A 14,308-nucleotide genomic window follows, 5' to 3' on the forward strand; every position below is an offset into this window, starting at 1 on the left:
TTTAACAGCGACAACGAAGATCTCCTTCGTAGAACGCATCCCAGTGAGGAGCGCGACGCGAAGGAGATTTCTTTTTATGGCCGAAGAGCAGAATCTTGCACGTGGGGTGATGGCCGGTATGATTGGCGGTCTTGTGGCATCGTGGGTCATGAATGAGTTCATGGCCGGTCCGGGGAAAAAGCTGAAGGCCGCTATACAGAGCGACGAACAGAACTGGTGCGATGAAGTGGACGAAGTTGAAGCTCAGGAGCATCCCAGGGAAGACGCTACGATGAAGGCTGCCGATGCCATCGTCAATACCGCAACGGGCGGACGTCATCTTTCCTGGGAAGGAAAACAGAAGGGCGGTCCGGTGGTGCATTACGCTTTTGGGGCGCTGATGGGTGGAGTCTACGGCGGTCTTACTGAATGCAATCTCGCTGTGTCCGCCGGATTCGGAACCATCTTCGGAGCTGCGCTGTTTGGCGGGGCAGACATGGTTGCTGTACCTGCACTCGAGCTGGCTCCTCGAGACAGTGCCCGCATTTCACCGGCCCTGGTTCCTCCACTAGCCGCTCACATTGTTTATGGAGCAACCACTGAGCTGGTGCGGCGCATTGTGCGAGAGGTCCTTTAACTCGCGGGAATATCTCCGGTATAGGTGGGCAAGGAGAGAGCCGTGTTGCAGACTCGTGTGTATGTCCTGCAAGCTCGTGTCATAAAGCATCTCGCCGCAGCGGCTGCATCCGATAAAATCGAGTGCGAGGAAACCAACACAACATGGGTCGTATTGCACTAATCGCAGCCAACTGGAAGATGTATAAAACTCCGGCCGAAGCCAAGGCCTTTACCGATGCCTTTCTACCACTGGTCGCGGGCCACACCCGCGACCAGATCGCTCTGTTTCCCTCCGTAACATCGCTTGCCACCGTCGTCGAAGCCGTCAAGGGCTCGAACGTCGCAGCAGGCCTGCAGAACATGCACTTTGCCGAAGAGGGAGCTTATACCGGCGAAACCTCAGCGCTGATGCTCAAGGCTGTTGGTGCGACGCACACGCTCATCGGTCACTCCGAGCGCCGGCAATATTTTGCCGAGACCGATGAGATCGTAAACAAGAAGCTGCACACCGCGCTGAGACACGGCATCGTTCCCGTTGTCTGCATTGGCGAAGTGCTCGCCGAGCGCGAAGCAGGCCTGACCGCTGATGTGCTCAAGACGCAGATCACCGGCGCATTTGCAGGCATTACCGCTGAGGCCGCCACGCCAATCGTGATCGCGTACGAACCCGTATGGGCCATCGGCACTGGTAAAACAGCGACTCCTGAGATGGCAGTTGAAGCTCACAAGATCATTCGCGCTGAAGTTGCGAAGCTGCTCGGATCGGGGATCGCTGTGAATGTTCGCATCCTCTATGGCGGCTCTGTAAAGCCTGAGAATGCCTCTGCCCTGCTCAATGAAGAGGAGATTGACGGCGCGCTTGTCGGCGGAGCCAGCCTCAAGCCTGACTCCTTCGCAGCAATCGTGAAATATTAGCCAATCCACGATACGCCGGCTGGAACGGCTCTGCTCCATCCGGCGTAGTATTGGGCATGCCCGAATTGGCGGCCAAAACGGATACTGTGTACGGCGCGTCTCAAGCGCCTTCCGCCACGCTCTCCTCCGCTACACCCTCCGCGCCAGCTCGCGATTTCTACATCGACCGGTTGCGTGCCGTCATGACGGCGCTGGTCGTTCTGCACCACACGGCGATCACATACGGCGCCAGCGGCGGTTGGTTCTGGAATGAGCTCAAGCCGTCGGGCACGCTTTCCAGCTTGCTTCTGACGATGTTTGTCGCTACCAATCAGGCGTATTTCATGGGCTTCTTTTTTCTGCTCGCGGGCTACTTCACGCCCAGCTCGCTTGAACGCAAAGGTTACGGCCAATTTCTTCTCGATCGTTTTCTCCGTCTCGGATTGCCTCTGCTCGCCTTTGGCCTGCTGCTTGGACCGCTGACTACAGGCATCGTAAACGCCGCAACTGGCGACGGATTCTGGCCTTGCATACAGTATCTCTGGAATCATCGCGAGTTCATTAACGGGCCATTGTGGTTTGCCCAGGCATTGCTGATCTTCAGCCTCGCCTATTGCGCATGGCGGGCGATCTTCGGCATGCCCCTTGCCGGTGCGAGACGTAGTCCGAAGCCAGTTCCAGGTTACGGCTGGTGGCTGCTGAGCGCCGTGGGAACAGCGGTTGGAGCGCTAGCCATCCGGGAGTTTGTGCCTGTCGGTAAGAATGTCTTCGGTCTGCAGCTTGGCTACTTCGCCGGATATATCTTCCTCTTTGCGGTCGGTATTGCGGCACGCCGTCACGACTGGCTGCGGCAGCTCTCGTGGCGCAATGTCCGCCCATGGCTGCGGACACTGATCATAGCGTTTCCCGCGATGCCGATAGGGATTGCGGTAGCGCGCGCCTTCCACAGTGGAGGCAAAGCCGATTTTTCGGGTGGACTCTCCTGGCCCGCGATCCTGTACGCCTTCTGGGAGCCGTTTGTTGCGTGGGCTCTGATAGGCGCATGGTTGCTGCTGTTTCGCAAATACATGAATCAGCCATCGCCGCTCTGGGATTGGCTCAATCGCCGCGCCTATGCTGTGTACATCATCCATCCGCCGATTCTTGTGAGCATCAGCCTTGCACTCTGGCATTGGACCGCACCGGCACTCATCAAATTCGGCGTTACAGGCGTATTGACATGCACAGCATGCTGGCTGCTGTCTGATCCTCTTGTTCGAATTCCGGGTGTGCGCAGCATTGTGTAAGACTCATCGGCGGCGATGCGATGCACGCTAACTTGAAATCGGCACAGGAAGCACATAGAGCGCACCGTCGCGAACTTCGCAGGGAAACACGCGCGCCTTCGCGTTCGGGTTGTGTTCCGCGGCTCCAGTCTTAACGTCAAATGCCCATCCGTGAAATGGACACACGACACGGCCGTTTTCAATAATTCCCTGCCCAAGCGGGCCCTCTTCATGCGGACAGATATTCGTCAGCACGGCAATCTCGCCGTTGACGCGAGCGATGCACAGATTGCCATCCGCAGCTTCACATACATCGCCCTCCGCAGGCAGTTCGCTCTCGCTGCAGACTCGGATCATTTCCGGCATATACACTCCCTCAAACCACTTCATAGTATCGGACGCGATAGGATCAATACAGCCGGTTTTATCAGCCGCTCTTATAACAAGCTACCGAAAGCATGCCGAAAGCAAAACCATCCCAGCGCAAAGCCAAGCCACAGCAGAAGCCACATGCATCGGCTTTCACCAAGGCGCTTGAAGAGATGCAGCACCAGCCTGCCTCGGCGTTTCCGAATGTGTCAGGGCGATGGCTGTTATCAGCTTTGGCTGTCATGATCGTCATCGCTGCAGGCTGCGGGTGGATGGCGCTGTGTCTGCTCTATTGGCAAGGCAGCTGGCAGTTGCTGTATCACCCACAGCGTACGATCACAAAAACTCCGGCAAGCGCAGGACTGGCATTTGAACCGGTGCATTTCTGGGCTACCGAATCCGGAGACACACGACTCACAGGATGGTGGATTCCCTCGCCCGCCGCGCGTTTCACGATGCTCTACCTCCATGGAGCCGATGGCGACCTGAGCAGCGACGTTGATACGCTCGCTGCGCTGCATCGCCTCGGAGTCAATGTTCTTGCCATCGACTATCGCGGATATGGTCAGAGCGTACCAGGCAAACCGAGCGAAGGCCGCCTGCTTGAAGACGCAAACGAATCACTCACCTATCTGGAGCAGTCACGCCATATCGCAGCTTCGTCCATCGTTGTGTACGGGGAAGAACTGGGAGCGGACATAGCCGCTGAGCTGACCGGGCAGCCATCGTCAAGGATAGCTGGCGTGGTTCTCACGGACCCTGTCATCGACGCCATGCAGACTGTTTTTTCTGACCGGCGAAGCCGCCTGGTGCCAGCGCACTGGCTGGTCAAGGATCGTTACGATCTCGCGGCCGCGGCATCTGGACTGGCCCTGCCATCGCTCTGGCTCATTTCGCAGCCCAGTGCTGCAGAAGCGAAACCACCGGCAGCTTATCAACTGGTCCGCTCACCAAAGATGTCGGTCGTCTTGCGCGCGCCAGTGACCACCAATCTCAACTTTGTTCCCGAGATCAGCCGCTGGCTGGATGAGCTTACATCCCCGGCTACGCGCTAACTGCTCGTTCCTGCCAGAGAGCGCTGAATAAGCCTTGTTGTTGAGTGACCTTCGACCGTCGGCACAATCGCTACTTTGCCGCCCCACGACTTCACTTCCTTTGCGCCAACAACTGTGTCTTCGTTGTAATCGCCCCCTTTGACGATCACATCCGGCCGAGTCGCAACGATCAACTCAAACGGAGTGGCTTCGCCAAAGATGGTGACTGCATCGACAGAAGCAAGTGCGGCCAACACACGAGCGCGCTCATTTTCACCGACCACTGGCCGGTTCGGCCCCTTCAGGCACGACACGGATTCATCGCTGTTGATCGCGACTATCAGACGATCACCCAATCTGCGCGACTGTTCCAGCACGGTGATATGCCCAACGTGAATCAGATCGAAGCACCCATTAGTGAAGACGACACGTTCGCCATTCGCGCGCCATACGGCAACGCGGCGCGCCAGCTCATCGCGTGTGAGCACCTTGTCTTCCGCATGCAGTGCAATGTCTGGAGCAAGCGCAGCGAGCAGTTCATGCTTCTCAACAGGAACAGTGCCGACCTTGCCGACAACAATGCCAGCAGCGATATTCGCAAGCTGCACGGAAGGCTCAATGGCAAGACCGGAAGCAAGGCATAGTGAAAGAACCGCGATCACGGTGTCGCCCGCGCCAGACACATCAAAGACCTGCCGTGCCTGTGCCGGAGCGAGAAACCGGTTGCCCGGCCGCAGAACCGCAATTCCCTTCTCGCTCAGCGTTACCGTCAGATATTCAAGATCAAACGCCGAGACCATTTGCTCGCCCGATGTGAGCATCGCTTCAAGATTCCGAGCATCCTCGCGCGTTGCAACTGAGAGCTCATTCAAATTCGGGCACACTGTCGTCGCACCCTTGTACCGCGAAAAATCAGCAGTCTTGGGATCGACCAGCACAGGAATCCCGTGCTGGCGCGCAGCGTGGATCACTGCCTGGCACAACTCTGGCATCAGGACGCCTTTGGCATAATCCGAAAGCACGACGGCATCGCATTTCGGCAGCTCTTCCAGTGCGCGCTCCAGTAGCCTGCTGTGATCGCCCTGCGCACGCTGGCCCAGATTTTCGCTATCGAGACGAAGCATCTGTTGGCGGCCGCCAACGATGCGGGTTTTCGTGATTGTAGGAAAGCCGCTGCAAGGGACAAATGCCGATTCGATCCCGTGCTCTTTCACACAGGCTTCGAGTAATTTCTCATCAGCATCGCCGCCTGTAAATCCAATAAGCCAGACTTGTGCTCCAAGCTTGGCGAGATTCATCGCAACGTTCGCTGCGCCGCCGGGCTGCTGGCTCTGGTGCGTTGCACGCACCACCGGTACTGGAGCCTCAGGCGAGATGCGGCCCACATCGCCCCAAATGTATTTATCGAGCATGACGTCGCCGAGCACCAGCAGCCGCTTTGCAGGCCACTCCTGTTCAATCTTTTGAATGACGTCATGAAGCTGTTCGATCATTTTTCATCCTTGGGTTTCCGTGCTAAGTGAGCATCTAAACAGCGCCTGCGCCTGATGATGTTTACTTGATTGCAGATTCCACGCGAGCGGCTTCTGAAGCGACCCAATCCAGTTCGATCCAATCGCAAAGCATGTGTCCAGCAAGCATGTGCGCTTCTTGAACGCGGGCCGTATCGCGCGACTGCACTGCGAAGAGATAATCTGCAAGTGGGGCCATGCGTCCGCCGCCCTCGCCGGTAAAAGCAACGGTGGCAATATTGCGGGCACGCGCGGCCTGCAATGCGCAGACGACATTGTGGCTGTTACCTGAGGTTGAAATGCCTACCAGCACATCGCCTTCATTGCCCAGCGCTTCAATCTGGCGTGCGAAAACAGCCTCATAGCCGTAGTCGTTTGCAACTGAGGTTAGGATCGAAGTGTCGGTTGTGAGCGCGATCGAAGGTAGACCGCGACGCTCGCGACGGAAGCGGCCTACGATCTCAGCGGCGAGATGCTGCGAGTCACCGGCGCTGCCGCCATTGCCGCACCAGAAGATCTGATTGCCCCGGTGCAGAGCTGCTGCCATCAGTTTCGCAATCTCTTCCAACAACTCCTGCTGGTGGTGCAGGGTTTGAATCAGTTCGAGATGATCGACAATGCCTTTGCCGAAGACGGACTCCCGATCCGGATGATTCGCCATGCGCTCCTTTGCCTCGCATTCCCGGGGGAGATGCGGAACGGAAGTGGGCCACTGCTCGGGCCGTCTATGTCTCATGTTTCCGGTTGAACTGGCCGACCTATGCTGCCTTCCTGCCGGACGACATCAACGTAATACTTGTATTCTAACCGGGTGACGAATCCGTCGATAGCTCATTCCGAACAGAGCTCCATTACTGGGAGCACCGCACCTGACTTTCGTACCACGCTCCGCACCGTATTTCTAGATCGTGACGGAGTCATTAATCGCAAAATGCCTGAGGGCAAATATGTCACGCGTTGGGAAGAATTCGCGCTTCTCCCTGGTGTTCCCGAAGCAATGGCCCGACTGAATCATGCTGGCTTGCGCGTTCTCGTGCTTTCCAACCAGCGTGGTGTCTCTCTTGGTCTCTATACAACCGCCGATGTCGATGCGATTCACACGCAATTGAATCGCGTACTGGCAACATACGGTGCAAAGATTGATGGCTTCTACTTCTGCCCGCATGACAAGCAAAGCTGCGATTGCCGCAAACCGCTGCCAGGCTTGTTCGAACAGGCAAAAGCGCAGTTTGCCGAGATCAGCGTTAACACCAGCGTAATGATCGGCGACTCGGCATCAGATATTGAGTTTGCGCGCAATCTCAGCATGCCTGCGATCTTTCTCGAAGGCGATGCCGAAGCGCAGGCGCATCGCAAGCCCGGTTCAGAGAAAGGCGCGACGTTGGCAAACCTCGCTCTTGCAACCTTGCCGGATGCCGTTGATTATTTGCTTGCGCGCTAACAGCTACTCGCCTGTCTCCCGCATCGTCGCGTAGGTTTCGGTGATGCCAGCTTCGAGCTCCGTCATCGATCCTGTGTAGCCAAGCTCGCGCAGGGTGCCAAGATCGGCCTCGGTGTAGTGCTGATAGCGGCCCTCAAGATCAGCCGGAAACGGAATGTACTCAATCGGGCATTCCCCGTGCACAGTCATCAGCGCGCGGGCCACGTCATTGAAGGTGCGGCTCTTGCCGCTTCCTGCATTGGCCACCCCGCGATAGATTTTCGCTTGCTCGCCGGCCTTTGGCGCGTAAGGCCCAATCTGCGCAAAGAACATATTGAGCTTGGCCAGATCGCGAACGTAGACGAAATCGCGGCGCTGCTCGCCATCGCCATAGCCGCCGGTTCCAGCGAAGAGTCTCACCTTGCCCTGTTCTTTCATCTGCTTGGTAAAGTGATGAATCACCGATGCCATGCGACCCTTGTGCTGCTCGCGCGGACCGTAGACGTTGAAGTAGCGCAGCCCCACCACCGTGCTTGGGATATGGCCGAGCTTAAGCTCATTGCGAAAATAGTGATCGAAGACGAGCTTGGAGTAACCGTAGATATTGAGAGGGCGTTCGTTCTCGATGGTCAGCGTGAAACGACCCGGTCCACTTAATCCATAAACCGCTGCCGTGGAAGCAAAGACCAGCGGTGCTTCTACCGAGAGCGCATACCGCAGTACTTCTTTCGTGTAGGTGAAGTTGTTGTCCATCATGTACACGCCGTCGTCTTCGAGCGTGTTGGAGCAGGCGCCCTGGTGCAGGATCGCTTCCGTCTTGCCGAGAGAATTCGGCGACTCCTTCAGAACCCGGCGAAACTCGCGCTTGTCCATGTAGTCGATATACCGCGCGCCATGCAGGTTGAGAAATTTGCGCGCATTGGCGAAGTTGTCGACGATCAGGATGTCGGTGATGCCGTTCGCGTTGAGCTCATGGACCAGATTGCTGCCGATAAAGCCCGCGCCGCCTGTGACGATGTACATGGGGGAAATTCTCTCCTGTATTGTTGCCGACTGAGATTATGGTTCGCGTGAAACAACTGCTCAGATGCGCCACAAAGCTGCAACCTGCTCAGACAGCTTCTGTTCTTTTTGCCATCACTGCAGCGACCGCATCTGCCATTTCATCAACAGTGATGGATGTAAGGCATTTCCGGTCCTGCTCGATGCATGTTTCCAGGTTGCATCCGAAGCAATCGACTTTATGGTAAATGACACGATGTTGCGATCCTGCCGGGTACCAGACACCTGGCAGACCTCGCGCTGCAAACGCAATTACACACGGCACGCCTGCGCACGCAGCCAGATGCATTGGACCTGAATCCGGGCCGAGAAAGACAGCAGCATGCTCGAGCACGGCTGCCGTTTCTCTCGGACTCAGTATGCCACAGAGGTTCACCTTTGGCCCCAACCATGCTGCGGCTGCATATTCGCTGACCTCTGAATCTTCTTTCGCGCCAATCATCGCCAGTCCGAAACCGGGATATGCCGAGGATAGTTTTTCCATCAGTAAACGCCAGTTCTCCTGCCCCCAGTCCTTTGCCTGCATCTTCGTTCCGGGACCGCAGACGACAAGCGGTTGGCCGACCTTCTGTCCGAGCCCAGTGCGAGCCTTGTTGCGCTCGGAATCGGTCAGTCGCAGCGACCAGTTCTTCAACTCGCTGACACCGGCATCGCCGAGTGCGCTGACAGTGAGCGCAAGGCGCACGGCTTCTGATTGATACATGCCGGTGGATGAATTCTCGATCCTTTCTAACTGCTCGGGTACAGGGATGCCCACGATATGCCGAACACCGCACGCCACGCGGAAAAACCACTTGTCGCGCTGGACGCTTGCGGTTGATCGCACCGGCATCAGGTAAACCAGCACATCCGGCTTGAATCGGCGAATCTCGCGCGCCAGTCTGAGCAGCTCACCGGCACTGCGCGTGCCGACTGTATAACGCATGTAGCCATGCACCAGCCCTGAATCGCCGAGCACTGCCGCGGATGCCGGTGCCTTGGCATGAATGGGGAAATTTGTCAGAAGCCGCCGTTCGGCATTTGGAAACTTGCGCTCGATGAGATGAAAGCATGGCAGCGCAACAACTGTGTCGCCCAGCGAGCCAAGCCGATAGATCAATACTTTACGAACGGACGGATCGGGGGTAACCGTCTGATCTGAATGCAAGCGGTCTCCTGCTCGATGTATACGGGCAACAGCTATCCGGCTGCCGCTCGGTTCGTGGTAGGAAGATTCGATAGACGACGCTGCTGCGACTGTTTTCAGGATAACAAGGCGCTCCGCGGAGTGTGCCGCATTCAGAACGCCCGCCAAAAAGTCTTGTCAGAAAGCTCGAAGTTCGGTGATCGCCTGCAGCAGATCATCCGGCTGAGGCAAAATCGCATCTTCGAGCACCGGCTGATAGGCAACGAACGTGTCCATCGCTGCTACACGCTTCACCGGCGCATCGAGATCTTCAAAGAGCTCATCGGCGATGCGAGCGGCTATCTCCGCGCCGTAACCCCAGCTCTTCACGTCCTCATACGCCACGATGACCCGGCTGGTTTTCTTCACCGAGGTTGCAATCGCCTCCCAGTCATACGGGCTCAGGGTGCGCAGATCGATCACTTCGGTGGAGATACCATGCATCTGCTCGGCGCGCTTGGCCGCCTGCAGAGCACGAGGCACCACCGCTCCATAAGTCACAACCGTCACGTCAGTTCCAGGCCGCGTAATGGCTGCTTTGCCGAACGGAATCATGTAATCCGGGCCCGGATAAGGCGCGCGGCCATACGGCTCGCGATAGAGCCGCTTGTGTTCGAGAAACAGCACCGGATCGTCGCAGCGAATCGCCGTGCGCAGCAAGCCATTCGCATCCAGCGCATTGGACGGAAAGACCACGCGCAGACCCGGAATATGCGTAAAGATTGACTCGCCGCATTGCGAGTGATAGATAGACCCGCCTGTCAGATATCCGCCAATCGGCACGCGAATGACCACAGGCGAGGCAAACCCGCCATTGGATCTCCAGCGCATCACAGCCAGCTCATTTCGAATCTGGTGCGTAGCCGGCCAGATGTAGTCGAAGAACTGAATCTCGACTACCGGCTTCATGCCGCGTACAGCGTAGCCAACCGCTCGCCCGACGATATTCGCCTCAGCCAGCGGCGAGTTGAACACCCGCTCAACGCCGAACTCCGTCTGCAACCCTGCGGTGAGTTTGAAAACCCCACCTTTGCCTTTGGACTCTTTCAGCGCCTTTATGCGTGTCGCATCGGCAACGTCTTCGCCATATACGACGATGCGCGGATCACGCCGCATCTCGTCGCGCAGGCAGGCGTTGATCAGGTCAGCCATGGTGCGGTCAGCGCCCTGTTCTGTACTTCCGGACTCCTCCATGTGAGGCCGTCCAGGAGTTGTTTCGAGCTCGGGCCGCGTGGGATCGAAGTCTTCGGAATAAATATGCTTCGGAATGCTGGATATTGCCGGGAGTGGCGCAGCCAGCGCGCGCTCTGCCGCAGCGGCAACCTGGGCATCGATGCGCTCTTCCATTTCGGTCAGCTCGCTGGTGCTCAAAATGCCGTCACGCAGCAGGCGCATCTGCAGCTTGTGCAGCGGATCGCGCATCGTATCCGCTTCCCGCTCCTCGGCGGTGCGATAGTTCTTGTCGTCATCCGAGAAGGAATGCGAGTAGATGCGCACGCAGTGACCGTGAACAAATGCTGGTCCGTTGCCTGCGCGGCAATGCTCCACCGCCGCTTTCATGGCAAAGTAGCTCGCCTCGGGATCGGTGCCGTCTACCTCTGCAAAATAGAAGTTTGGGAAATTCGCAACCAACCGTGAGATGTTCCCACCGGGAGTATTCGTCTCCACTGGAACCGAAATCGCATACCCGTTATCCTCTACCGCGAAAATAACCGGCAGCTTGCGGTTTGACGCCGTACTCAGCGCCTCCCAGAACTCACCCTGCGAGGTCGATCCCTCACCGAGGGTCGTCAGTACCACCTCGTCAGAGTGGAACGAGATATCGTGAAAAGCCCTGTAATCTCCGACTCCCTTTTCCGCTGCCTGCGGATTGTGCGCAAGAAACTGCCCGGCCTCAGCGCATCCCACAGCGTGCAGAATCTGCGTCGCCGTCGAGGAAGACGTACTGATGATGTTTAGCTCCGGGCTGCTCCAGTGGTTCGGCATCTGCCGTCCGCCACTTGCCTTGTCTGTTCCAGCGCCAACGGCCTGCAGAAACATATCCTCAGCCGTGACACCGAGCGTCAGGCACAGCGTACGGTCGCGATAGTACGGCACCACCCAGTCATAGCCGCTTCGCAGCGCCTTGCCCATGGCTGCCTGAAAGGCCTCATGCCCTGCCGCCGAGACTTGAAAGAAGATTTTCTGTTGCCGTTTGAGAAGGACTTCGCGGTCGTCAATGCGCCGCGACTCGTACATCAGCTTGTAAAATTCAAGCAGTTCCGAAGGGCTAAGGTGATCCTCCGTCGAAGAGCCGGACACCACATCAGCAGTCAGCGTTGCAGCGCCAGACCCATTTTTACCCGGAGAGCCGCCTTGCCTCAGTTCTTTTGAGCTTGAAATTCCACGGCCCATCTCGCACCTCCGGATTAAAAGTTCCGCCCTGCCAAGGCCACCAAACAGCCTAAACCTTGTCGATTGTATCAATCCTGCGACCGGTGGAAAAAGCGGTCCAAATTGCTCATCCGGAGCATCCGAGTGGTATAGATGCACCAGGGTGTATTGACGATCCAATTGCTGCCGTGTTTCTATTCGTCGTACTGCAATGACCGGGCTGCGTCACAAGCTATACTCACTTTCCCGTAAGAACTGGGCTCTGCTCGGATGTCCATATTGGCCTAATTCCGGCTCCTCTCAAAGGAATGCCCGCCACCAACAATCTAGGAGGCTTATCCTCGAATGTCTTTCTTCAGCACTGCGCTTGCCATGCTGGCCGATCCACTCACCAGCAGCGTTTCAGGCAATGACACTATCTATCTATGGATTGCACTTGCCATCGGCGTTGTAGCGCTGGTGGCCGCGCTGTTCTTCGCGCGCTCGGTTCTGGCCTCCGATCAGGGTTCGCCTGAGATGCAACATATCGCACGGGCCATTCAGGAAGGCGCTCAAGCCTTCATGGGCCGTCAGTATAAGACCATCGCCCTCATGGCCATCGCTATCGCCGTCATTCTCTTTGCCGGTTACTGGATGTATGGCCCCACCCAGCCCATGGCGCTCCGCGTCGTTTTCGGCTTCCTCGTAGGAGCGGCCTGTTCCGGAATCTCCGGTTACACCGGCATGTTCGTCTCCATCCGCGCCAATCTGCGCACAGCAGCTGCCGCACGCACCAGCCTTACACGCTCCCTGCAACTCGCCCTGCACGGCGGCGCGGTCACTGGCCTCGTCGTGATAGGCCTTGCCCTACTGGGCATCGGCATTCTCTTCCTGCTCTTCGGCGGCCTCAGTCAGCCCCAGGCAGTCGTCTACCAGCTCGTCGGATTCGGCTTCGGAGCGTCCCTGGTGGCGCTTTTTGCCCAGCTCGGGGGCGGTATTTACACCAAAGCCGCTGATGTGGGTGCCGATCTCGTCGGAAAGGTGGAAGCGGGCATTCCCGAGGACGACCCGCGCAACCCAGCCGTCATTGCCGACCTGGTTGGCGACAACGTTGGCGACTGCGCAGGCCGCGGCGCCGATATCTTTGAATCAAGCGCGGCTGAGAGCGTCGGAGCTATGATTCTTGGCGCGGCGCTCTATCCGGTCTTCGGAATCAAAGGCATTCTCTTCCCGCTCATTGTGCACGCCGTCAACATCGTCTCCTCGATCATCGGAGTCGCCGTGGTCGGCGGCAAAGAGAGCGACGATCCCATGCACTCCCTCAACCGGGGCTACTACGTCACCAGCCTGTTGGCGCTGGCGGGTTTCGCGCTGGGCGTGCATTTCCTGCTCGACGACCGCTGGTGGCTGCTGGGCGCAGGCGTCGTCGGCATCATCACTTCGTTCCTCTTTGTTTCGATCACGGAGTACTACACGGAGACGCGCTACCGCCCTGTCCGATCCATCGCCGAAGCGTGCCAAACCGGCCCAGCGACCAACATCATCACCGGCCTTGCCGTCGGTATGGAGACACCCGCGCTGCCTGTCATCGTCATCAGCGCAGCTCTCTTGCTCAGCTACTACTGCGGCGTGCGCGGCCTTGAAGATGCTGCCGGTATCTCCGACTACGCCAAGGGCATCTACGGCACTGCAATCGCCACCATGGGCATGCTGTCGAGCGCGGCCTACATTCTGGCGATGGATACCTTCGGCCCCATCACCGACAATGCCGGCGGCATCGTTGAGATGAGCAACCAGCCGCATGAGGTCCGCGACCGTACCGACCGCCTTGATGCTGCCGGAAACACGACCAAGGCGCTCACCAAGGGCTATGCCATCGGCTCAGCTTCTCTGGCGGCCTTTTTGCTCTTTTCCGCCTACCTGGAAACGATCAAGGAGATTGTCCAGCGCCGTGTTGAGGGTGCCGGGTTGCATCTGCCTCCAGGCTGGGACTTCTCGAATATCAACCTTGCCGGTATTCCCGTCTTCGTAGGAGCGCTGTTAGGCGCAATGCTCACCTACATCTTTTCGTCCATGGCGATCCGCGCCGTGGGCCGAGCCGCTGAAAAAGTGATCGAAGACGTTCGCGCACAGTTCAAGGAAAACCCCGGCATCATGTCCGGCACCAGCCGTCCGGATTACGGACGATGCGTCCATATCGTCACCGGTGCGGCATTGAAAGAAATGATTATGCCCGGCGCCATCGCCGTGCTTATGCCGGTCATTATCGGTGTCTCGTTCCGCCATCTCAGTACGCGCTTCCACCTCAAAAGCAGCATCGACCTCCCCGCCGGTATGGCTGGCATCGTCAATCTCTCTGGTGCGGAGTCGGTCGCGGCTTTTCTCATGGTCGGCACCATCAGCGGCATCCTGCTCGCTATGCTGATGAACAACGGCGGCGGCGCGTGGGATAACGCCAAGAAGTACATCGAGTCAGGACACTACGGCGGTAAAGGCTCTGACGCGCACAAGGCCGCAGTTGTAGGCGACACCGTAGGCGATCCCTTCAAGGACACCGCCGGTCCCAGTCTGCACGTGCTCATCAAGTTGCTTGCGACCGTGACACTGGTGCTGGCTCCGCTCTTCGTCTAAGACAGTAC

At 57.8% G+C, this 14,308-nt stretch carries 12 protein-coding genes; 6 read left to right on the forward strand and 6 right to left on the reverse strand.

Annotated features, from left to right (window positions below):
• The first annotated feature begins 76 nt into the window (after positions 1-76).
• From OHL22_RS02690 to OHL22_RS02700, 3 genes are all read left to right on the forward strand, one after another.
• Positions 77-616 carry a hypothetical protein gene (locus OHL22_RS02690; protein WP_263332914.1) on the forward strand — a complete coding sequence of 180 codons (540 nt, stop codon included), beginning with the start codon at positions 77-79 and terminating at the stop codon, positions 614-616.
• A gap of 143 nt (positions 617-759) precedes the next feature.
• Entirely contained in the window at positions 760-1,512 is a 753-nt protein-coding gene (gene tpiA, locus OHL22_RS02695) for a triose-phosphate isomerase (protein ID WP_263332916.1), read from the forward strand.
• Between the two features lie 56 nt (positions 1,513-1,568).
• Complete coding sequence (locus OHL22_RS02700) at positions 1,569-2,777, forward strand: acyltransferase family protein (RefSeq protein WP_263332918.1); 1,209 nt, start codon at positions 1,569-1,571, stop codon at positions 2,775-2,777.
• Positions 2,778-2,804: 27 nt separating this feature from the next.
• Here OHL22_RS02700 and OHL22_RS02705 read toward each other — a convergent pair whose 3' ends face one another.
• Positions 2,805-3,122, reverse strand: coding sequence for a Rieske (2Fe-2S) protein (locus tag OHL22_RS02705; protein WP_263332920.1), 318 nt, complete (start codon positions 3,120-3,122; stop codon positions 2,805-2,807).
• Positions 3,123-3,214: 92 nt separating this feature from the next.
• Here OHL22_RS02705 and OHL22_RS02710 point away from each other — a divergent pair, with 92 nt between their 5' ends.
• Positions 3,215-4,180 carry an alpha/beta hydrolase gene (locus tag OHL22_RS02710; RefSeq protein ID WP_263332922.1) on the forward strand — a complete coding sequence of 322 codons (966 nt, stop codon included), beginning with the start codon at positions 3,215-3,217 and terminating at the stop codon, positions 4,178-4,180.
• On the opposite strand, the gene hldE is transcribed toward OHL22_RS02710, so the two are convergent.
• Positions 4,177-5,652, reverse strand: coding sequence for a bifunctional D-glycero-beta-D-manno-heptose-7-phosphate kinase/D-glycero-beta-D-manno-heptose 1-phosphate adenylyltransferase HldE (gene hldE, locus OHL22_RS02715; protein WP_263332924.1), 1,476 nt, complete (start codon positions 5,650-5,652; stop codon positions 4,177-4,179). The genes OHL22_RS02710 and hldE overlap by 4 nt on opposite strands.
• 61 nt (positions 5,653-5,713) lie before the next feature.
• Positions 5,714-6,331, reverse strand: coding sequence for a D-sedoheptulose-7-phosphate isomerase (locus OHL22_RS02720; protein ID WP_263332926.1), 618 nt, complete (start codon positions 6,329-6,331; stop codon positions 5,714-5,716).
• A gap of 189 nt (positions 6,332-6,520) precedes the next feature.
• Between OHL22_RS02720 and OHL22_RS02725 the strand changes: the two genes are divergently transcribed.
• Positions 6,521-7,111 carry a D-glycero-alpha-D-manno-heptose-1,7-bisphosphate 7-phosphatase gene (locus OHL22_RS02725; protein WP_263333305.1) on the forward strand — a complete coding sequence of 197 codons (591 nt, stop codon included), beginning with the start codon at positions 6,521-6,523 and terminating at the stop codon, positions 7,109-7,111.
• A 3-nt stretch (positions 7,112-7,114) separates the two neighbouring features.
• Here the strand turns inward: OHL22_RS02725 and rfaD are convergent, their stop codons facing one another.
• From rfaD to OHL22_RS02740, 3 genes are all read right to left on the reverse strand, one after another.
• The gene (rfaD, locus tag OHL22_RS02730; protein ID WP_263332928.1) at positions 7,115-8,113 is read right to left on the reverse strand and encodes an ADP-glyceromanno-heptose 6-epimerase; all 999 of its coding nucleotides are present in this window, start codon (positions 8,111-8,113) and stop codon (positions 7,115-7,117) included.
• Positions 8,114-8,201: 88 nt separating this feature from the next.
• Complete coding sequence (locus OHL22_RS02735) at positions 8,202-9,299, reverse strand: glycosyltransferase family 9 protein (protein ID WP_263332930.1); 1,098 nt, start codon at positions 9,297-9,299, stop codon at positions 8,202-8,204.
• Between the two features lie 156 nt (positions 9,300-9,455).
• Complete coding sequence (locus OHL22_RS02740) at positions 9,456-11,711, reverse strand: alpha-ketoacid dehydrogenase subunit alpha/beta (RefSeq protein WP_263332932.1); 2,256 nt, start codon at positions 11,709-11,711, stop codon at positions 9,456-9,458.
• Positions 11,712-12,149: 438 nt separating this feature from the next.
• Between OHL22_RS02740 and OHL22_RS02745 the strand changes: the two genes are divergently transcribed.
• The gene (locus OHL22_RS02745; protein ID WP_377819793.1) at positions 12,150-14,300 is read left to right on the forward strand and encodes a sodium-translocating pyrophosphatase; all 2,151 of its coding nucleotides are present in this window, start codon (positions 12,150-12,152) and stop codon (positions 14,298-14,300) included.
• Positions 14,301-14,308 lie beyond the last annotated feature (8 nt).

Source organism: Acidicapsa dinghuensis (assembly GCF_025685685.1).
Taxonomy (GTDB): Bacteria; Acidobacteriota; Terriglobia; order Terriglobales; family Acidobacteriaceae; genus Acidicapsa; species Acidicapsa dinghuensis.